The organism is Ralstonia sp. RL, from assembly GCF_001683835.1.
Lineage (GTDB): Bacteria > Pseudomonadota > Gammaproteobacteria > Burkholderiales > Burkholderiaceae > Ralstonia > Ralstonia mannitolilytica.
The window spans coordinates 1-21124 of the sequence record NZ_LWRX01000250.1; the positions used below are offsets into that span (position 1 = coordinate 1).

Below are 21124 nucleotides of genomic sequence, written 5' to 3' on the forward strand. Positions count from 1 at the left end.
CGCCGGACTGTTAATCCGTAGGTCCCTGGTTCGAGCCCAGGTCGGGGAGCCAAAATACAAACGCCTCGCTTCGTGCGGGGCGTTTTCATTTGTGGCGGCGGCGTCGTGTATCGTCTTGCACCGGCGGATCACCGCCCAAGCCCGAGTGGTGAAATTGGTAGACACCGCGGACTTAAAATCCGCTGCGCCCTAATCGGCGCGTGCCGGTTCGATCCCGGCCTCGGGCACCATCCTCACTGCTGTCTCCCTCTTTGCTTGCCGACGCGTCATGCGTGCGATCGGTGCGTCTTCGTATTCATCGTGACGCACCACCGGTGCATGTGCCGGTCCGGTCGCGGCCCAGCGGCGCGATCAAACAACAACAGCGCGCAGGCCTCGCTTGCACCCGCGCGCATCCATCCAGTACGTCCAATCAGCCCACCAGCCAGCGCACGCCGATGTTGATGAGCGCGCCGGCGGCGACGAGCCCGACCCACAACACGGCTGCACACAGCAACGGACGCACCCCTGATTTCAGCAACATCGGCACGTGGGTCTGCGTGCCGATGGCGAACATGGCACAAGCCAGCATGGCGGTATCGATCGCGTCGATGGGCGCATGCCATACCGCCGGAATCGCGCCTGCAGAATTGGCCAGCGTCACGATCAGCAATCCCACCGCGAACCACGGCATCGCCCTCCAGGCGTGCCCTGCGGCCTTGCGCACCGCCTGCTGGCGCGAGACGGCCACGTGCGCCCGCCCGTCTGCGGCCGTCGTGCACGCCAGGATCACCAGCAGCGGCGCCAGCGCCAGCACGCGCACCATCTTGCTGACGACGGCCGCGTTGGTGGCGTCCTCACCCAAGGGGCGCGCGGCCGCAATCACCTGCGCCACTTCATGGATGGTCGAACCGATGTACACGCCAAAGTGCTCAGGCGCCACCGCCACGCCAGCATGCGCAGCCAGCGCATACAGCCACGGGTACAGAAAGATGCCGGCGGTGCCGAACAGCACCACGCTTGCGATCGCCACCGCCGTTTCGCGCGGGGAGGCCTTCACGGCGGGCGCCACTGCCAGCACGGCGGCGGCGCCGCAGACCGCACTGCCGGACGCCACCAGCAAGGCCTGCGCACGCGCCAGACCAAACCAGCGCGTGCCGATCCACGTGCCGGCCAGCATGGTCGCTGCCAGCACCACGAGCGGAATCACGACGCCCGACGTCCCCAGCTGGTGAATCTGCGCCAGCGTCAACCGGGCACCATAGAGAATCACGCCGGTGCGCAGCAGCGTGTGCCGCGCAAACTGGATCGCACCTGGGGTGAGCCAGCGCTGGTGCCCCGGCACATGCCCCACGGCCATGCCCAGCAGGATGGCCAGCGTGAGCGCGCTCAGGCCGAGATGTCCGGCCCAGGGCATTGCACCCAGAGCCACCGCCACGCCGGCACAGCTCAACAAGACCGCCACGCTGGCCAACGTGCGCCCGTCAAACCCCGCTGTCGCGCTGGGGGCCGCCAATTGCTTCTGTGCAGTCGTCATCACGCTCGCCTTGCTTATTCGTTGTGCGCATAACGATATGCACATCGTGATAACCTGTAAAACAGGTAATTTTTGTCATTACAACCACTTTTATGGATATGAAAGCGCCGCGCGTAACCCTTCGGCAGTGGGCCGTCTTCGCGGCCATCGCCAAGAGCGAAACGACGACCGCTGCTGGCGAAGCTCTCGGCCTCTCGCAATCAGCCGTGAGCGCGGCGCTGGCCGAGCTGGAGTCGGCGCTCGGGCATCCGCTGTTCGACCGGCATGCACGGCGGCTGCACTTGAACGCCTTGGGCCGGCAACTGCTGCCGCACGCCCAGGCGCTGCTCGATCACGCCGATGCGCTCGAGCACGCCACGGCGCAGCCCAATGTGCGGCTCCGGCTTGCAGCCAGCAGCACCATTGGCAACTACGTGCTGCCTGCCCTGCTCGCCGATTTCCGGCACCAGATCGCGCCAGGCAGTCAGCTCGACGTGCTGATCGGCAACACGCAGGACGTGGTAGACGCCGTGCAGCGCTTCGAAGTCGACATCGGGCTCATCGAGGGCACGTGCCGCGGCGAGGCGCTGGAGATCGAAACGTGGATCGACGACGAAATGGTCATCGTGGCCGCGCCAGGGCATCCGCTCGCGCGCGGAGCCGGCCCCGTCTCGCATGCGGCACTGCGCGAGGCGGGCTGGCTGATGCGCGAGCCGGGCTCCGGCACCCGCGAGCTTGTCGACAGCCGCATCGCATCGGTGGTGGGGCCGCTGCATGTCGCCCTGGAGCTGGGCCACTCGGAGGCGATCCAGCGCACGGTGGCGGCGGGCTACGGCATCAGTTGCCTGTCGCGCCACGTGGTTGCCGACGCGCTGCGCGACGGACGGCTCGTCGAGGTGGATAGCGGCCTGCCGCGCATCGCCCGGCCGCTGCTCATCGTGCGTCACCGCGACAAGCACCCGACGCATGGCCTGACGCAGTTCATCAGCGCCCTGCGCCGCCACGCCACCGCGCCGGATTCGAAAAAAAATCGCGCGGGGGACTAGCGCGATCCGAAAAAGGTTGTTATAGTCTCGTTTCTTCGCGGGGCGTTAGCTCAGTTGGTAGAGCAGCGGACTCTTAATCCGTAGGTCGAGTGTTCGAGTCACTCACGCCCCACCAGAACTCGCGTAAAAAGCCCAGTCCTCACCGACTGGGCTTTTTGCTTTTGTACTCGAAGACATTGCCGCCCCTTCCCTTCTCTGGGCCATGGCGCGGAATGCCACGCGGTGCACCACAGAGGTGGCGCGCCACTAGTCGGCAAGGTCGATGCGCAGCCGCATGCGCAGGCTCAACGTCTGACCGGGCTCCAACGCGCGCAGCCCTGTGCCCTGCCACCCCTGCGCCGCCAGGTTTACCGCATCGGCAACGTGCGAAACCGGCTCCAGACAGAAATAGGACTGGCCGCCCGGCGCATGCAGGATGCAATGGTCCAATGCTCCTTCTGCGTCCAGCGTGAGCGTGCCCTCTGCGCGTGCCAGCACGGCCTGCTGCTGCCAGTCGCTGTAGTAGACGCTGAGGGCTTCGGGCAGGGCGCGCAGCTGTCGAAAATCTTCGCGGGGCGCGACACGCTCGCGGCGCAGGGCGACTTCGCCGGCGTCGGTCGGCCACATGGTTCGCGCATCAAACTGCACTCGCGTATCGGCGGTCCGGGTGAAGTACGGATGAAAGCCGCCGCCGGCCGGCATGCTGCTGTCGCCGTCGTTACAGAGCGTCATGACGGCGTCGAGCCCTTGCTCACTGAGTACGAACGTCTGGGTAGCGGTCAAGGGCCACGGCCAGTTGCCGGGCTCGGGCGCGTATCGCAGGCCCAGCACGATGGACGAAGCGGTGTGCTGCTCCACGTCCCATGCGCGCGCATGCGCCAGCCCGTGCATGGCATGGGGCTGGCCCGGGTGCGGGGCGAGATGGACGGTCCGCCCATTCCATGGGAAGCGCGCATCCCGGATGCGGTTGGAAAACGGCAGCAGCGGATAGCAGCCCGCCTTGGGCCAGGCCAGCCCGTCGAACCCGTCACGCAGGCACTCTGCTGACATCGGGGCCAGCCAGTCGATGCGCTGCCCGCCAGCGCCCACCGAAGCCAGCGAAGCGATGCGGCCCCCGGCGGCCGGCGCGACGGCCATCGTCAGTGCGCCGGCCTGCAATGTGTGCACCGGCCCCGGTGCCAGCCACGATGTACCCGCCATCAGAACGAATGCCGGATGCCGACCATGCCCACGAACTGGCTACGCCCGTTCGACGGCGTGCCGTTCTGCGAATCGCCCACCGACGCCACGGCGTCAACCATGCTCGTGCCGGCGCCGCTCGCGCGCAACGTCTGTCCGCTGGCCCGCTGGTACGCCTCGATCGCGTAGAAGGCCGTACGCTTGGACAACGAATAAAGCTGTTCCATCGAGAACTGGTTGTACTTGGCCGGCGACGTGATGCCGTTGCGCGCCTTCTCGGCGGTATAGCTGTAGCCGAACGCGAGTGTCAGCGCGGGCGTGGCTGCATACGTGGCAATGGCGCCCACGGTGTTGAACGTGGCCGATTGCGTGAACAGCGACGTGGCGCCCGGCTTGTACTGCACGTTCGAGTAGTTCAGCCCGACCATCACCTTGCCGAAGGTGTAGCGCGCCGCGGTGGCGATGAGCTGGGCGGTATCCGCCGATGCATAGCCCGCGTTGACCGGCGAGTTGTTGGCGAACGTGCCGACGTTGCTGAAGTTGCCGGCGGTCGTGCCGTTCGACACGTTCTTCAGGCGCGTATAGCCGGCGCCCCACGAGAACGCCTGGTAGTCGTAGCGCAACGCCGCACTGACGCTGCTGCCGTGGGAAATGCTGCCCGCCTGCTCGCCAAAGCCATACTGCACGCCAGCCTGCAGGCCCCCGAACACCGGTGACGTATACGTGATGGAATTGTTGAAGCGCAGCGTGGTGTCCAGCGCATCGACGTCACCCGGGTGGGCGCCGGTGGCGCCGGTCAGGACATTGGTCGGTCCGAGCGATGCCACGTACTGGAAGTACGGCGTGTACTGACGACCCAGCGTGACCTGCCCGTAGTTCTTGTTGTTCAGGCCCACGTAGGCCTGCCGGTTGAAGAGGAAGCCGGCCTGGCTCTGCTGGCCCGTGTCGGCATTGAAGCCGCTCTCCAGCCGGAACAGTGCCAGGTTGCCGCCGCCCAGATCTTCGGTGCCATACAAGCCGAACTTGCTCGCCAAGAGCGCGCCCGAGTTGATGTAGGTATTGGAGTGCCCGCCCTGGTTGCTCGAATACGCGAACGCGTTGTCCACCACGCCATACAGCGTGACCGATGTCTGCGCAGACGCATGCATTGAAGCGCCCGCGCACAGCAGCGCCGCCGATACATAGAGCGGGGTGAGGGAATGTTGGGCTCGTGTGGTTTCCATCGTTGTGATCTCGGTTGTCTCCTGCACCAAGGAAAAACCGCGCGCCGCCGGGCTCTCCGGATCCCGATGCCGGCACGCGATCGGATGCGGCACTAGGCCTGCAACTGCAACGTCAGGCGGCGCCAGCCACCCTCGACAGCGGTCTCCAGCACGCGGGCTTGCGGCGTTTGCACGGTTCGCGCATCGCCTGCGGGCAGGAGAATTTCAACGGTATCGGCCCGCGTCGGCATGCGGCCTTCGCGTGAAACATGCAGCGTGACGGTGTGGGCGTCTGAGACGGCCCGCACATGCCAGCGGCCATGCTGCCCTTCCCGCCACGCTTCGGTTTCGCCGTCGTCTTCGATGCAGCCGCCGACAGCCTGGCCCGCACCCCGCACGGGCACGAGGAGAAAGCCGCGCTGGTCGGCGCGCCGGTCGAAATGCTGCTCGGCCACGTTCAGCGCGATGACGCCGCCTTCGCGGATCAGCATCACCGGCTGATCCCACGGTGCGGGCAGGGTGACGCTCCGGCCGCCGTCGAACGCTTCGCCGCTCCAGTACGACACCCAGCGTGCGCCGGCCGGGAGATACACGGTGCGCTCGCTCTGGCCTGGGTCCACGACGGGCGCGGCCAGCAGCGATGCGCCGATCATCATGTCGTCGCACTCGTCGTAGCAGCGGCGATCTTCCGGGAACTCGGCAAAGGTCGGCTTGAGCACCGGCTCGTAAGCCTGCGTCGATTGCCACAGCAGCTCGTACAGATACGGAATCAACCGGTAGCGCAGCTTGATGAGCGAGGCAATTTGCGAGGTGACCTGCGGATACATCCACGGTTCGTTGACCGTCTTGTCGTCGTTCCACGAGTGGATGGAGAAGCGCGGCAGGAACACGCCAAAGGCCACCCAGCGTACGAGCAGCTCGGGCGACGGCGCCGGGCCGGCAAACCCGCCGATGTCGTGGCCGATATTGGAGACGCCCGAGAGCGCGAGCCCCAAGCCCATCTTCAGGTTGTAGCGCAGCGTCTCCCACGACGTGTAGTTGTCGCCGGACCACGTCTGCACGTAGCGCTGCATGCCGACGCCGCCCGAGCGCGAGACCAGGAACGGCCGCCGCTGCGGTGCGTACTCCAGTTGCGCTTCGCGCGACGCACGCATCATCAGCATGGTGTGCAGCACCTTGGCCTCGCGGATCGGCGTCTTCTTGCCGAAGCCGTGCGCGAACGCGTTGGGCGTCCAGACCTCGAACTCGTTGTTGTCGTTCCAGGTGGCGGCCATGCCGTAGTCAAGCAGCGCGCTCTTGACGTTGGCCTTCCACCAGTCGAGCGTCTTGGGGTTGGTGAAGTCCAGATATGCACCGACCTCGTCCCAGAACTGCACCCACGCCGGTTCGCCATTGGCATCGCACACCAGCAAGCCGGCGGCTTTGGCTTCGTCAAACTTCGGGTGGTCGCGCAGCAGGCACGGCTTGATGTTCGGACACAGGCGGATGCCTGCATCCAGGTAGCTCTGCACAAAACCGCGCGCATCGGGGAACTTGTCAGTGTTCCAGTGGAAGACGTAGCGCTTCGGCCCGATGGACGTGTAACCCGACGACAGATGGAACGAATCGCACAGGATGTCGTGCTTTCGGCAGCTGTTGATGAACTCGGCCATCTGCTCCTGCGCGTTGGGCGCGTCGGTGTACGTCATGGTCGAGCCGGAATAGCCCAGGCCCCACTTCGGCATCCACGCCGGGCGGCCGGTCAGCCATGTGAAGCGGCGCGTGGCATCGAGCGGTGTGTCGGGCGAAGCAATGAAGTAGTAGTCGAGATCGCCAAACGGTGCAACGAAGTAACGATAGTGGCCGTGGTAGTTGTCCAGCTCGCGGCCCATGTCGAAGCTGCAGTCCGACAGCGTGTCGTAGAACAGCCCGAAGCCGGTGCGGTTTTCCGGGTGCCACGTCACGTAGAACGGGATGTGCTTGTACAGCGGATCGGTCGTGCGCGCGCTGTAGCCCATCGCGTCGATGTTGCGCATCTCATAACGCTGGTGTGCGCGGTTCATGTCGCCGGCGCGCTCGCCCAGGCCGAAATACATCTCGCCGGGCTCGCGGCGCACGTAGTGATAGACCTGCTCGTCCCAGTAGCCGAAGTTGTAGGCCTGCGTGGCGCGGTCGGCCAGCACGGTCTGCCATTGGCCCGATCGGCCGCGCGTCTCCCAGGTGCAGAAACCACCTGCGAGCGCAATGCTCAGGCGGATCTTGGTGGTCTGCACGCGCAGCGTGTCGGCGTCGGCGTGCAGCGCAAACGCCGGCAGGCTGAAGCCGCTCATGTCGCGCCGGTCGCGCCCCTCGAGCGGCGCGTCTTCCGCGCCGGGCGCAATCGACCACGTGGCCGGGCCACGCAACTCCCCGTGCGGCAGCACGAGCACGCGCAGGATGTCGTCTTCCAGCACAAAGACTTCAATGGCGGCGCCGGTGCCGCTTGCCAGGCGCAGGCGATTGCCTTCGCGCGCCTGCAGGTCAAATCGGGGGGGATGCAGCAAGGACATCGTCTTCAACTCAGCTTTGAAACAGGAAGGGAGGACTGCGCCTGCCGCGCCGCGCGCTCCTCATGGGATTGTCCGCGGATCAGCACGATCAGAAGCACGGCGCCGGTCAGGTCGAATGCGCCGAGCATGCCGAACAGCGGCCCATAACCGATCTTGTCAGCCAGCGCCCCGACCAGCAGCGAGAAGCCCAGGCCGCCGATCCACGCCGACATGCCCGCAAAACCGCTGGCGGTACCGACCTCTTCCGGGTCGAACACATCGGCGGAAAGCGTGTTGACCAGGCCCGAAATCATCTGGTGCGCAAAGCCGCCCACGCAGAACAGCACGATGGCCGTGTACGGCGAAGCGACCAGCCCCACGCACGCCGGGCCGATCATCATGGCCGCGCCCAGCACGACGCCGCACACGCGCGACCACACCAGAGGAATGCGGAAACGCTTGATGAGGAACGGCGACAGGTAGCCACCGGCGAGGCCGCCGAGGTCGGCCGCCAGGAACGGCAGCCACGCAAACATGGCGATCGCCTTGAGATCGAGGTGGCGCTCATTGACGAAGTACAGCGGGATCCAGAAGCTGAACGTCTGCCAGGCCGGCTCGGCAAAGAAGCGCGCGAGCGCGATGGCCCAGAAGCGGCGCGACGTGACGACGTCCTTGACCGGCCGCTTGCCGCGCTCGGCAGCCACGGGGCGCAGCTGTCCGCCGATGATCTTTTCGCGTTCGACGCTGGAGAGCGCGGGATGGTCCTTCGGCGAACGATAGAACGCGAACCACAGCGCCGCCCACAGGAAGCCGATGGCGCCCGTCACCACGAACGCGGACTGCCACCCATATCGCAGATGCAGGAAGATCACCAGCGGCGGCGCCAGCATCGCGCCAAGCGAGGTACCCGAATTGAACCAGCCGACGGCCACGGACTTTTCCTTGTCGGGAAACCATTCGGCGACGGCCTTCATGCCCGACGGAATGGCCGCGGCTTCCGTCAACCCCATCAGCGCGCGAAAACCGGCAAGCGAGAGCCAGCCGCTCGCGCCCGCATGCAGCACGCCCGCAAACGACCAAAGCACGCCGAACAGCGCAAAGCCGATGCGCAGTCCGACCAGATCGACAATGAACCCGCACACCGGCTGCATGATCGTGTAGCCGACCTGGAACGCGGCGACCACGTAGGAGTACTGCTGGGTGCTCATCCCCAGTTCGTCCTTGAGCGTGGGCGCGAGCACGCCCAGCGAGTTGCGCGCCAGATAGTTGATGATCGTGCCCAGGCACACCAGCACGATGATCCACCAGCGCAGTCCCTTGATGGTCTTCACGGTTTGTCTCCGGATCTTTTTATATTGGGTAAGACACGGGCAGCGCAGACCGCCCGCGGGTGTTGCCTGCTCAGCGGACCATGCAGGGCCGCTTGTTGTCGAACTGCCAGTTGGGGATCAGCTGGCGCATGGCGATGGCATCGTCCCGCGCGCCCAGGCCATGCTCCTTGTAAAGCGCATGCGCCTTTTCGATCTCGGCCATGTCGAGCGTGACGCCCAGGCCCGGCGCGGTCGGCACATCGATCTCGCCGCCGACGATCTGGAACGGCTCGCGCGTGAGCCGCTGGCCGTCCTGCCAGATCCAGTGCGTGTCGATGGCGGTGATCTTGCCCGGCGCGGCGGCCGCCACGTGCGTGAACATCGCCAGCGAAATGTCGAAGTGGTTGTTGGAGTGCGAGCCCCACGTGAGGCCCCAGTCGTCGCACATCTGCGCCACGCGCACCGAGCCCTGCATCGTCCAGAAATGCGGATCAGCCAGCGGAATATCGACCGAATGCAGCTGGATGGCGTGACCCATCTGCCGCCAGTCCGTGGCGATCATGTTGGTGGCGGTGGGCAGGCCGGTCGCGCGGCGGAATTCGGCCATCACCTCGCGGCCGGAGTAGCCGTTCTCGGCGCCACACGGGTCTTCGGCGTAGGCCAGCACGTGGTGCTTGTCGCGGCACAGGCGGATGGCTTCTTGCAGCGACCACGCCCCGTTCGGGTCGAGCGTGACGCGCGCCTCCGGGAACGCTTCGGCCAGCGCGGTAGTGACGACCATCTCCTCGTCGCCGCTCAGCACGCCACCCTTGAGCTTGAAGTCCTTGAAGCCGTAGCGCGCGTGCGCTGCCTTGGCCAGCCGCACCACGGCTTCGGGCGTAAGCGCCTCCTGGTGGCGCAGGCGTGTCCAGTCGTCGGTGGCGTCGCTGCCGTCGGCGTAGTCGAGGTCGGTGCGCGTGCGGTCGCCCACGAAGAACAGGTAGCCCAGCGCCGGCACCTTGGTGCGTTGCTGCCCCTGCCCCAGCAGCGCGGCCACCGGCACGCCCAGATGCTGGCCGAGCAGGTCGAGCAGCGCGCTCTCCAGCGCGGTGACGGCGTGCACCGTGGTGCGCAGGTCGAACGTCTGCAGGCCGCGCCCGTTGGCGTCGCGGTCGGCAAACTGCCGGCGCACGGTATTGAGCACATTGTTGTAGGCGCCGATCGGTTGTCCGACCACCAGGGGCGTCGCGTCTTCAATGGTCTTGCGGATGGCCTCGCCGCCCGGCACTTCACCCACGCCGATATGGCCGTCGGAATCTTGCAGGATGGCGATGTTGCGAGTGAAGAACGGGCCATGCGCGCCGCTGAGGTTCAGCAGCATGCTGTCGCGGCCGGCCACGGGAATGACCTGCAGGCGTGTGACGCGCGGGCCGTGCTTGGCGGCTTGGGGGGGTTGGTGATCCATCGTCATCGGTGATATGTCATCAGTCGTCGTACAACATGGACGACGACTATAATGGACACTTCCCAACGGGGTCACCCTGGTAAACCCGCAATCCGCCGCCGGAGACCGCATGCCCGACACCAGCCCGCCCGCAACGCTCGTGCGCCGCACCCAAAGCCTCGCAGACGTTGTGGTGGACCACATCAAGGGGCGCATCGCCATGGAATCCCTGCGCCCCGGCGACAAGCTGCCCACCGAATCCGCGCTGATGGAAACGCTGGGCGTGAGCCGGACCGTCGTGCGCGAGGCGATCTCGCGCCTGCAGGCCAAGGGGCTCATCGAAACGCGCCACGGGATCGGCAGCTTCGTCCTGCCGCCGCGCACCGACAACAGCATCCCGCTGGGCGAGGCCTCCACGCTGCACGACATCCTGTCGATGCTGGAACTGCGCATGGCCATTGAAACGGAATGCGCCGGACTGGCCGCGCAGCGCATCAGCGCTGCGGAAATCGACGCGCTGCGCGCCGCGCTCGACGCCATCGAGCAGGACCAGGCCGAGGGCCGGGACAGCGCGACCTCCGACCTGCAGTTCCACCTGAGCATTGCACGCGCCACGGGCAACGAACACTTTGTCGGCGCTCTCGCCCAGCTTGGCAAGACGCTCATCCCCCGCACCCGCATGGACCTCGCGCAGGTGGGCTACCTCAACGCGCCCGAACTGCGCGCGACGGTCAACCGCGAGCACCACAGCATCTTCGACGCCATCGCCCGCAAGGACCCGGAGGCCGCGCGTGCCGCCATGCGCATGCACCTGTCCAACAGCCGCGAACGCCTGCGCAGTGCGCACGAGGATGCCGGCCGGCTCGCCGCACAAGCGTCGGCCTGAGCGGTCAACCGAAGTCCGCCAGAGTTGTCTGACGTCTTACGAAAAAACCGGCGCCGCCTGGGGCCCGTTGATAAACATTTGCATTCCCGGCCGCTCAGCCACGTAACCTGAGCCTGCACCGACCCCTCGTGGGTGCGCTTTGGCCGCGGAAGAGAGAGCTGCGGTCACTTGGCCCTGATGCTCCCGTCCTGAGCGTCAGGGCATTTCTTTTGGGCAACCGGTTCGCACGTCGGCTGCCGGCAACAAAAAAGCCCCGATCTTCGGGGCTTGGCGCCATGGACCGCAGCGCTTCAGCGCTCGCGCATCAGGAGGTGGTGGCCCGCCAGGAGGATGACGGCGCCCATCATCGCGCCGATCCAACCCGCAGACTGGCCGGGCTGGTACCAGCGCAGCAACTGGCCCAGAAAGCTCGCGGCCAGCGCGCCTGCCACGCCTAGCATCGTGGTCAGAGTGAAGCCCGTGAGGCCGCATCCCGGAGTGATCCACCGCGCAACCAGCCCTGACAGGAGCCGATCAGGGCCGTGAGAATAAGCAGATGCATGACGTCGACTCCGCGGCTCGAACGCGCTGCGGACGCATGTGCGTCAGTTCGGGCCCACGGTTTCCATCACGCGCTCCAGGCAGAAGCCCTGCCCGTAGATGGCGCGCAGGCGCAGGCCGTTGTCGGGACCGAGCAGCAGCTTCTTGCGCAACCGCGAGACATGCGTATCGAGCGTGCGCGAATACGGGCTCAGTTCGCGCCCCCACAACGCCAGTTCGATGTCGGCGCGCGACAGCACGCGGCCCGCATTGGCGAACAGCAGCAGGGCGAGCTCGAACTCGCGCGCATGTACCGATACCAGCGTATCGCGCAGGCGGATGGCGCGGTTCTGACGATCGATCGTGTAAGGCCCCAGCTGAATTTCAGAAGCGCGCACGGCACGGCTCACGGCAAAGCGGCGGATCAGCGCATCGAGCCGCGCGAGCAGCTCGGGCGGACGGATCTCGCCCTGGAAGCACAGGTCTGCGCCGTGATTGAGCGCGTCGGCGGTTTCGGAATCGGCATGGCCATCGGCGAGGTAGACGATGGCCATGCCCGGCCCCACGCGCTCGCGCACGGTGCGCACGAGCGACAGGCCTGGCATGTCGTGCGCATGGGAACCGACCATCAGCAGGTTGATGCCCTGCAGGTCAATGGCTTCGAAGACCTGGCGTGAGAGAAACAGGGGCACGCATTCAAAGCGCGTCGGCTGCAGCGCAGAGTGGATCGCCTGCTGACGGGCGAGATGCGTGTCGATCAGACCGATTTTCATGGCTCGGTTTCGTGGTTGGCTACGCGTGGCGTAGTCGCGCGACGGTTTGATGGCGGTGTTGCATGTCTGGAGCATCGTCAGCCTCGCTATGCCACTTGGGTTCACGCCGCCCCGCCAGCCAGGACCGCTCGCCCTGTGACGGGTTCCCGCTGCCGTGCAGAGCGCGGTGCAGTTCGGCACGAACGCGTTCGTACTCGCATTCGGTCAGAACATCGGGGGCGGTCTGGCTCAACATGCTTGGCGGCTCGGTGGATCTGTACGCCGTTTTGCCCGGACGCCATCGTCTCTCGACCGGTGTTTTTCACCAGTGCACGTTGTGCGGGTCGGCCAATGAACTGTAGGGTGGCCGCAGCGCCCAAATGCAAATGATTGAAAAAGAGAAGCGACCGAAGCCTCGCCCCAGGGCGGGTTTCAGGCGTCAGGGTGATGTGGCGCGCGCGGCAGCCACAGCGTGAAGGTCGAGCCCAGACCCGGCGCGCTCTGCACGGCAATGCGGCCGCCGTGCCGGTCCACCACGGTCTTCACGAAGACCAGGCCGAGGCCGCAGCCTGAAGGCGCATTGGGCGCGCCCTCGTGCAGCCGATGAAATGGCTGGAACAGCCGGGGCTGATCCGCCAGCGCGATGCCGGCGCCCTGGTCTGCCACGGACACCGCAAACATCGCGTCGTCCGCCGCAACCGACACCGTCACCACCGAACCCGGCGAACTGAACTTGATGGCGTTATTGAGCAGGTTCACCAGCGCGCGCACCAGCAGCCGTGGTTCGCCGCGCACGGAAGCCTCGATGTCAGCCGCCACGCGCACTTCCACCTGATGGCGATTCGCCAGCGGCCAGACCTCGTCGGCGGCATCGAGCACGAGGCCCAGCAGGTCCACGTCGACCAGCTTGAGCGCCTGCGATTCGGCGCGCGCCAGGTCGATGAACGCATCCGCCAGCTCCAGCGTGCGCGAAGACAGCTGCTCGATGCGCGAGAGCAGCACCTCGCGATCGAGCGCACGCGAACCGTCGCGCTGCAATTCGATGAGCGCCAGGATCGCGCTCTGCGGCGAGCGCATGTCGTGCGAGATGAAACGCAGCGCGTCTTCGCGGCGGCGTTCGGCTTCGCGAACCGGCGTGATATCGGCAAAGCTGACGATGATGTCGACCGGGCGCCCTGCCTCGTCGCGCAGCGCCGCTGCGTGCATCAGCATCGAGCGGCCGTCGTGCGTACGCAGCTCGACGGGCTCCAGTCCCGCGGACTCGGCGAGCCAACGCGCCCAGTAGTGCTGGCCTGCCGCCGGGTCGGGAAACGCGCGCACGAGCAGGCTTGGCAGATCACGCAGTGCGGCAGCGCGATTCTGCCCCGGCGACGGCGACTGCCCCGCCAGCTCGGCGCTGCGGCCGTTGGCCAGGCGGATCGTGCCGTCTGCGGTGCAGATGACGGTGGCATCAGGCAGGCTTTCCAGCGCATCGGCCAGGTAGCGTCGCAGGGCTCGGAGCCTGTCTGTCAGCGCGGCAACGGCATCCATGTGTGCGCCCAATGTGCGGCCGGTACGGGCCAGCGGCGTGGCTTCCGCCAGCAGGCCCGGCTCACGGGTCAGGCGCTGCATCTCGCCACGCAGAAAGCGCAGCGCGGCTTCCTGCTGGCGCCAGCTCCACAGCGGATACAGCACCAGCGGCCCGACCATTGCCGCGAACGGCGGCAGCCAGCGATTGGCAAACACCAGCGCGCCGATCGAACCGACGAGCAGCACCATCGCCCCGGCCATCGACACGGCGAGCGCCATGCGCGGCGTCCACCAGCGCACGGCGCATGCCGTCATCAGCAGCGGCAGCAGCGTCATCGCCCAGAAGACGCCCGTGGACACGGGCAGGATGGCGCTGCCGTCCAGCACCGTCTGCGTGGCATTGGCGAGCACTTCCACGCCGCTCATCGTGCGCGAGGTGGGCGTCGCAAAAATGTCCGACACACCGGAGGCCGTAGCGCCGATCAACACGAGCTTGCCGGCAAACGCGTCCGCCGCCACGCGCCCGTTGAGGACGTCGAGCGCCGGCACGTGACGGAATGTACCGGCGGGCCCGGCAAAGTTCAGACGGATGTTGGCCTGGCGTGTCCAGCCCTCGGCATCGGTCTGCACGTCACGCGAGGCCGGCAGCGAAGCCGGTGGCTGGGCCGCCTGCCGTGCCAGTTGGAGTGCGAGGTGGTCGAGTACATGCTCGCGCGGCCCCTCTGCAAGGTAGACGCTTCGCACCACGCTATCGGCGTCGGCGGCCGCATTGATGTGCGCAACCGCCGCGCCGATGCCGAGAAACGGGTAGTGATACACGCGCCCCTGCTCCGTACGCTCGGGCAGCGCCGGCAAGATGACGCGCCCGGCCTGCGCGATGGCGGACGACAGCGCGCGGTCGCCTTCCGGGTGCGCAAGATCGGGCTCGATCAGGAGGATGTCCACGCCTAGGGCGCGCGGCCGCGCCTGCCCGATCCGCGCAACGAGATCGGCGAGGCGGCTGCGCGGCCACGGCCAGCGACCCACGGCATCGAGGCTCTGGTCATCAATGGCGACGATCACGATGTCGTCGCGCACCGCATGGCCGTGCAGCGTCAGCACCGTGTCATACAGCGCCGCATCAAGCCGTGCCACCACGTTCCAGCGCGCGGCGCCCAGCGTGAGCAGCACCGCCAGCGCCACGAGCACGGTCCACTCCAAGAGCGCACGCAGCCCCAGGCGGGGCGCGGGCGACGTGGCCGGTGCCGGATCAGTCATTGAGCAGCAGACTGCCGCCGCCGCTCTGCACCGGGCTGCGCGAAGAATCGCCGACGAAGCTCCCGACGTCGATGCGCTGCGGCTTGCTGTAGATCACCGACGCCGCATCGCCGAGGTCCACGCCTGTGCGGATGTAATACACGCCGGCCGGCGGCTTCGACATGGCTGCTTCGCTGCCCTCGCTGACGATATCGACGATGGGCTTGGTGAAAGTCGACTCGCTGGCCAGTTGCACGCGCGTACGTGCGCCAGAGGCCGTCAGTTCGGGCGCCAGCGCGGGCCAATGCGCATGCAGCTTGCCGTCGTTGCCCGCATTGACTGCGGCTGCTGGCACCGATTCTGGCGGAACATCCAACAGGCGAAAGCGCAGTGCGTCGCTCCACGGGCCGGTCTTGCCATCGGGTGCCACCGAGCGCACGCGCCACCACCATGTGCCTGCGCCGAGCACCTTGCTCAGGCGCACGTCGATGCCGTGCTGCCGAATGAGCGGCGATGCAAAGCTCTGCGCATCGGCGACTTCCATGTCGTAGCTCGCGGCGTCAGACACGGAGGCCCACGCGAACGCCACCTCGCCGCTGCGGTACACCTTGCCGTTGGCGGGCTCGGTCGTAAACGGCGCTTCCGGATGCAGGCGAACCGTAAAGACACGCGTGGCCGATACGCTCGTCAGGCCCAGCGCGTCGATGCTCTGGACGACGAGCGTGTAATCGCCGTCCTCATCTCCGCAGATGTTGGCGCCCGGCGCCTGGGTCGATTGATACGGGCCGAGTTCGGTCAGCGCCGAGTCCCGTGCGACGGCCGCGCGATACGCCGCCGCGCCCTTGGCGGGCTGCCACGTCGCGCGAAAGCACGGCGTCTGCACCAGTTCCGGAATGGCACCGAGCCGGGGCGCAGCCGGCAGCGCAGCACGCTGGAGCCGTCCGCCCGAAGCCTGCACGCCAAACCCGGCCTTGATGCCCTGCGCCCGTCGGCCGGCCTGAGCCGTCACCTGGCCCTCCAGCACCGAACTGGTCGACACGGAGTCGCTCGCCTGCACCCGGAAACGGGTACCGCGCACACCCGTCACCAATGCCGGCGTCGAGATTTCATACCGACCGACGCCGGTCTTCTTCGGCGCGACATTCGATTCGGCCTCGCCCTGCTTGACGTGCACGCGCACGTCGATAAGTCCGGCGTGCGCGAACGCACGCACACGCGACAGCGCGACGTGGCTGCCCGGCGGCACGGTCATGCGTGTGCCGTCGTCGAAGGCCAGCGTGACGGCGCCTTTGTCGCCCGTATCGATCTGCGCGTCTTCGGCGAGCTTCATGCCAGCTTGCAGCGGCTTGCCGTCGGAGTTCGCGTCGCGCGCAAACACCACTTGCGCCGTCGCACGCACAACGGGAATGCGATCGAACGGAATGCGCAGAATGGACCCCGGCTGCAAGCGGTACGGATCGGCCACGCGATTGCGGCGCTGCAGCACGCGCCAGCCGTCGATGCCGTCCATATAGCGCTCTGCCAGGTTGATGAGCGTATCGCCCTGCTGGACCCGATACAGGAAGTCCCTGCCGTCCGCCCCCGAAGGCTGGGCCACGGCCGCCTGCCACCCGCCCCCGAAAACGACAAACGCGCCGACAAACGCGGCGCGCCCCATCCAACCGTCCCACCGCTTGTCAGTTTGTTTCGCCATCTTCTTGCGTGGTTTCGAGCCGATAGCCATGCGAATACACCGAGACCAGGCGGACCCCATTCTTCTGGTTGAGGTCGAGCTTGAGCCGCAGCTTGGAGATATGCGTGGCCAGCGTGCGCGAATCGGGGCCGATGCTGCGCCCCCAGACGGCCTGCTCGATCAACTCGCGCGGCACCAGCTTGCCGACATTGCGGAAGAGGTACAGCGCCAGGTCAAACTCCCGCGGCGACAGCTCGACCTGCACGCCATGCAGCGTCAACACACGGCCGAGCGGATCCACCGCGTACGGCCCCACGCGTATGCGCTCGAGCGACTCGCCCGTACGCGGAGCCGCCCGGCGCAGCAGCGCACCCACACGCGCGACGAGTTCTGCGCGGCGCACCGGCTTGATCACGTAGTCGTCGGCGCCGGCGGCCAGGCCGCGGACCACATCATCTTCGAGGGAGCGGTTGGTCAGGAACAGGACCGGCAACGCCGGCCCCACCGTCTGCCTGACCCAGCTGACGAGCTGGATACCGCTGATGTCCGGCAGTTGCCAGTCAAGCAGCAGCAAGTCGAACGTGCGATCGCGCAGCGCCTTGACGAAGGCATCGCCGTTGCTGAAACACTCGCATTCGTATCCGGACGAAACCAGGATCTCGCGAATCAACTGTGATTGCGCCTGGTTGTCTTCTACCGAGGCAATTCGTATCGCCATCTGGACTGCCTTTTCCCCACACCGGGCCCGGTCTTCACTACGCGGGATGCCGGCTCACTCCCTCTGTCGTTGTGATGGGGTCCCGGGCCGGCGTCGCTGTTCAACGTGCCGGCCGCCTCCGGCGCGGCACCGGCTCCCGCGCAAGACCTTTCTCCGCCCGCCGGCATGCCGACTTGGGCCCAGGTCATCCTAAAAGGACACCCCGGTCATATTGCAAACAATTGTGAAAACCGAGAGGCAACGCCATGTCTTTGTATCGTTCTATCACTTTTTGTGACGTCTGCACAGGGCGCCCTCCTACGGTGGAGCCGCCCCATTTCCCAGGCATCGATCGCCACGAACACAGGTATCCGCGACCCGCGTTGCGAAGTCGCGCGACGGCCACGCTCGACCTTTCGAGTGAAAGTGGATCAGAACTGGTCCCGCGGCGAAAGGCGGAAGCGACTCCATCGCGTCCTGCATGCGTGCGCCAAAAGAAAAAGCCCCGAACCAGTCGGGGCTTTTCTGCATTCTGGAGGCGGAGGCCGGAATCGAACCGGCGTACACGGCTTTGCAGGCCGCTGCATAACCACTTTGCTACCCCGCCTTGGGGTTCAGCACCGCATTGTAGCAATTCGTGGAAAACCACGTATTGGCCGTGCCGATAAAGAAAAAGGGAAGCAAGGCTTCCCTTCGGGATTGGAGCGGGAAACGAGGCTCGAACTCGCGACCTCAACCTTGGCAAGGTTGCGCTCTACCAACTGAGCTATTCCCGCGTAACCGGTCATGCCGCCGCACCATCACCTCGGTACGGCCACACATTCAAAACTGGAGCGGGAAACGAGGCTCGAACTCGCGACCTCAACCTTGGCAAGGTTGCGCTCTACCAACTGAGCTATTCCCGCAATTTTGGCTACCAGCACTGCCGTACAACCTGTGTGCTGCCAGACCGTTTGCGTCACATCACTGCAACGCGAGAACGAGATTATGGCAAAAAAGAATCGCGCTCGTCAACAGGTTTGCGCACGAGTTTTTGCGGGCTCATTTTGCGCGTTCGCGAATCTGCGGCCAGGCAAGCTTCATGTAATACGCCATCGACCACAGCGTGAGCACCGCCGCCACGTAGATCAGCCACGTCCCCCACACCTGCGCGTCGATCACGCCGAACAGCCGGCCTTCGAACAGCAGCAACGGGATGGCGATCATCTGGAACGTCGTCTTCAGCTTGCCGAGGAAGTTGACGGCCACGCTCTTCGAGGCGCCGATCTGCGCCATCCACTCGCGCAGCGCCGAGATGGTGATCTCGCGGCCGATGATGACCAACGCGATGACGTCGGACACACGGCCCAGCGCCAGAAGCACCAGCAATGCGGCGGCGACCATCAGCTTGTCGGCCACCGGATCGAGAAACGCGCCGAACGCCGACGTCTGGTTCCAGCGGCGTGCGAGAAAGCCGTCAAACCAATCGGTGAGGCCGGCGACGATGAAGAACACCGCGGCCGTCAGGTTCTTGGCGGGCAGCGCCATCCAGGTGTCCGGCACATAGAACACGCCCACCACCAGCGGGATCATGGCCACACGCAGCCAGGTCAGGAGGATCGGGAAGTTGAAAGGCATGGCAGATCGAGAGGACGACCGCCGCGCAGGCCTGGGCCGGCGCGGCAACGATGCGGCATTGTCGCCGATCAGTGCAGCTGACGGTAGATTTCTTCGGCCAGCGTCTGAGAGATGCCTTCAACGGAGGCCAGCTCGTCGACGCTGGCAGCCATCACGCCGCGCAGGCCGCCGAAGCGCGCCAGCAGCCGCTGCCGGCGCTTGGCGCCAATGCCTTCGATCTCTTCGAGCCGCGAGGTGTTGCGCGCCTTGGCCCGCTTGGCTCGCATGCCGGTGATGGCAAAACGGTGCGCCTCGTCGCGGATCTGCGCGACCAGCATCAGCGCCGCGCTGCCCTGCCCCAACTCCAACGAGGGGCGGCCATCGGCAAAGACCAGCGTCTCCAAGCCGACCTTGCGGCCTTCGCCCTTGGCCACGCCGACCAGCAGGCCGATGTCGAGACCCAGTTCTTCGAACACCTGGCGCGCGACTTCCACCTGCCCCTTGCCGCCGTCGATCAAGACGATATTGGGCATGTTCGGCGCGTCTTCGCCGGCCTGCTCGACGATCTTCTGATAGCGGCGCGTGAGGACCTGCCGCATGGCTGCGTAGTCGTCGCCGGGGGTGATGTCCTGGATGTTGTAGCGACGGTATTCGCTGTTCTGCATGGCGTGGCTGTGGAACACCACGCACGACGCCTGCGTGGCCTCGCCGGCGGTGTGGCTGATGTCGAAGCATTCGACGCGCAGCGCGGCCAGGTCTTCGAGATCGATGCCGATGGTCTCGGCCAATGCGCGGGTGCGCGCGTGCTGGCTGCCCTGTTCGGAGAGCCGCCGCATCAGCGAGAGCTCGGCGCCCTTCTCGGCCATCTCCAGCCAGGCGCGGCGCCCACCCTGCGGTTGACGCACGACCGAGATGCGACGCCCTGCCTGCTCGGCCAGCGCATCGATCAGCTCGGTGGCATGGATCGGGTGGCTCACCACCAGCACCGGGGGCACGAACTGGTCAAGGTAATGCTGCGCGATGAAGGCCTCCAGGATGTCGCTGGCCATGCGTTCGGTGTCGCGCGGCGCTTCGGTTGCCGCTTCGCCATCCGCTTCCACATCCACGCTGACGATGGCAGCCCCTTCTTCGACGTGCACTGGGAAGTAGGCCTTGTCGCCCAGGTGCCGCCCCCCGCGCACCATCGCGAGGTTCACGCACGCGTGGCCGCCCTTGATCGCCACGGCCAGGATGTCGATGTCGCTAGCGTTGCCGACCTCCTCCACCGACTGCTGCTTGAGCACCGTCGACAGCGCCCCGATCTGATCGCGCACGACGGCGGCCTGCTCGAACTCGAGCGCCTCGGCATAGCGCTGCATCTTGTCCTGCAGCGTCTGCATGACCTCATCCTGACGGCCTTGCAGGAAACCGGCGGCGTTGGCGACGTCGCGGGCGTAATCCTCGGGGCTGATCGCCTGCACGCACGGGCCGCTGCAGCGGTGGATCTGGTGCAGCAGGCACGGCCGCGTGCGGTTGTTGAAGACGGTGTCTTCACACGTGCGCAGCTGAAACACCTTCTGCAGGATCTGCATGCTCTCGCGTACCGCATGCGCGCTCGGGAACGGGCCGAAGTACTGGTGCTTGCGATCCGTCGCGCCGCGGTAATACGCCATGCGCGGATACGCATGCTGCGTGAGCTTCAGATACGGGTACGACTTGTCGTCGCGAAAGAGGATGTTGTAGCGTGGCGCCAGCGCCTTGATGAGGTTGTTCTCCAGCAGCAGCGCCTCGGCCTCGCTGCGCACGACGGTGGTCTCGATGCGCGCGATCTTCGCCACCATCATGGCAATGCGCGGCGACAGCAGCGTCTTGTTGAAGTAGCTGGAGACGCGCTTCTTGAGGTCGCGCGCCTTGCCCACGTAGAGCACGTTGCCCTGCGCGTCGAAATAGCGGTACACGCCCGGCAGGTTCGGCAGGCGCGCGATGTGCGCCTTTGCATCGAATTCCGGCACATTCGCGGGCACGGCAGGCTCGACGCTCTCGGGCGTCTTGGCGGTATCGGATTGCGTGGGGTCGGACGGCATGGCGTTCGCTGGGTCAGAGGCCGTCAGTGTAGAACAAGCGGCCGACTACAATG

The 21124-nt window shown here is 66.3% G+C and carries 14 protein-coding genes, 5 tRNA genes and 1 pseudogene; 4 read left to right on the forward strand and 16 right to left on the reverse strand.

Going from position 1 to position 21124, the window contains the following annotated elements:
- The first annotated feature begins 139 nt into the window (after positions 1-139).
- Positions 140-230, forward strand: a tRNA-Leu gene (locus tag A6M56_RS22845).
- Positions 231-412: 182 nt separating this feature from the next.
- Here A6M56_RS22845 and A6M56_RS22850 read toward each other — a convergent pair.
- Positions 413-1516 (reverse strand): YeiH family protein, encoded by a 1104-nt coding sequence (locus A6M56_RS22850; protein WP_045786488.1) that lies wholly within the window; start codon positions 1514-1516, stop codon positions 413-415.
- A gap of 92 nt (positions 1517-1608) precedes the next feature.
- Between A6M56_RS22850 and A6M56_RS22855 the strand changes: the two genes are divergently transcribed.
- Both A6M56_RS22855 and A6M56_RS22860 read left to right on the forward strand, forming a co-directional pair.
- Positions 1609-2541 carry a LysR family transcriptional regulator gene (locus A6M56_RS22855; RefSeq protein ID WP_102079560.1) on the forward strand — a complete coding sequence of 311 codons (933 nt, stop codon included), beginning with the start codon at positions 1609-1611 and terminating at the stop codon, positions 2539-2541.
- 39 nt (positions 2542-2580) lie between these two features.
- Positions 2581-2656 (forward strand) — tRNA-Lys (locus A6M56_RS22860).
- 131 nt (positions 2657-2787) lie between these two features.
- On the opposite strand, the gene A6M56_RS22865 is transcribed toward A6M56_RS22860, so the two are convergent.
- The 5 genes from A6M56_RS22865 to gudD all read right to left on the reverse strand — a co-directional run bounded on the left by A6M56_RS22865 (position 2788) and on the right by gudD (position 10162).
- A complete protein-coding gene (locus A6M56_RS22865) occupies positions 2788-3720 on the reverse strand; it encodes an aldose 1-epimerase (RefSeq protein ID WP_045786486.1) in 933 nt (310 codons plus the stop codon).
- On the reverse strand, positions 3720-4922 hold the full coding sequence (locus tag A6M56_RS22870) for a porin (RefSeq protein WP_045786485.1): 1203 nt from the start codon (positions 4920-4922) through the stop codon (positions 3720-3722). Before A6M56_RS22870 ends, A6M56_RS22865 begins: the two co-directional genes overlap by 1 nt.
- A gap of 92 nt (positions 4923-5014) precedes the next feature.
- Positions 5015-7429 (reverse strand): glycoside hydrolase family 31 protein, encoded by a 2415-nt coding sequence (locus A6M56_RS22875; protein WP_102080233.1) that lies wholly within the window; start codon positions 7427-7429, stop codon positions 5015-5017.
- 5 nt (positions 7430-7434) lie between these two features.
- The gene (locus tag A6M56_RS22880; RefSeq protein WP_102079559.1) at positions 7435-8739 is read right to left on the reverse strand and encodes an MFS transporter; all 1305 of its coding nucleotides are present in this window, start codon (positions 8737-8739) and stop codon (positions 7435-7437) included.
- Between the two features lie 70 nt (positions 8740-8809).
- Positions 8810-10162, reverse strand: coding sequence for a glucarate dehydratase (gudD, locus tag A6M56_RS22885; RefSeq protein WP_102080232.1), 1353 nt, complete (start codon positions 10160-10162; stop codon positions 8810-8812).
- A 109-nt stretch (positions 10163-10271) separates the two neighbouring features.
- Here gudD and A6M56_RS22890 point away from each other — a divergent pair, with 109 nt between their 5' ends.
- A complete protein-coding gene (locus A6M56_RS22890) occupies positions 10272-11027 on the forward strand; it encodes a FadR/GntR family transcriptional regulator (RefSeq protein WP_045786483.1) in 756 nt (251 codons plus the stop codon).
- Between the two features lie 290 nt (positions 11028-11317).
- Here the strand turns inward: A6M56_RS22890 and A6M56_RS22895 are convergent.
- The 10 genes and pseudogenes from A6M56_RS22895 to uvrC form a co-directional block, all read right to left on the reverse strand.
- Positions 11318-11568 (reverse strand): annotated as a pseudogene (locus tag A6M56_RS22895) (GlsB/YeaQ/YmgE family stress response membrane protein).
- Positions 11569-11611: 43 nt separating this feature from the next.
- Positions 11612-12319 carry a response regulator transcription factor gene (locus A6M56_RS22900; RefSeq protein WP_045786481.1) on the reverse strand — a complete coding sequence of 236 codons (708 nt, stop codon included), beginning with the start codon at positions 12317-12319 and terminating at the stop codon, positions 11612-11614.
- 411 nt (positions 12320-12730) lie between these two features.
- Positions 12731-15064 carry a CHASE2 domain-containing protein gene (locus A6M56_RS22905; protein ID WP_102079558.1) on the reverse strand — a complete coding sequence of 778 codons (2334 nt, stop codon included), beginning with the start codon at positions 15062-15064 and terminating at the stop codon, positions 12731-12733.
- Positions 15057-16736, reverse strand: coding sequence for a FecR family protein (locus A6M56_RS22910; RefSeq protein WP_045786479.1), 1680 nt, complete (start codon positions 16734-16736; stop codon positions 15057-15059). Before A6M56_RS22910 ends, A6M56_RS22905 begins: the two co-directional genes overlap by 8 nt.
- Complete coding sequence (locus tag A6M56_RS22915) at positions 16720-17433, reverse strand: response regulator transcription factor (RefSeq protein ID WP_062739280.1); 714 nt, start codon at positions 17431-17433, stop codon at positions 16720-16722. Before A6M56_RS22915 ends, A6M56_RS22910 begins: the two co-directional genes overlap by 17 nt.
- A gap of 512 nt (positions 17434-17945) precedes the next feature.
- Positions 17946-18019 (reverse strand) — tRNA-Cys (locus A6M56_RS22920).
- Positions 18020-18112: 93 nt separating this feature from the next.
- A tRNA-Gly gene (locus tag A6M56_RS22925) sits at positions 18113-18188 on the reverse strand.
- 53 nt (positions 18189-18241) lie between these two features.
- Positions 18242-18317: transfer RNA gene (locus tag A6M56_RS22930), tRNA-Gly, on the reverse strand.
- Between the two features lie 136 nt (positions 18318-18453).
- A complete protein-coding gene (pgsA, locus tag A6M56_RS22935) occupies positions 18454-19029 on the reverse strand; it encodes a CDP-diacylglycerol--glycerol-3-phosphate 3-phosphatidyltransferase (protein WP_045786477.1) in 576 nt (191 codons plus the stop codon).
- Positions 19030-19097: 68 nt separating this feature from the next.
- Positions 19098-21071, reverse strand: a complete 1974-nt coding sequence (gene uvrC, locus A6M56_RS22940; RefSeq protein WP_102079557.1) for an excinuclease ABC subunit UvrC — start codon at positions 21069-21071, stop codon at positions 19098-19100.
- Between the last annotated feature and the right edge of the window lie 53 nt (positions 21072-21124).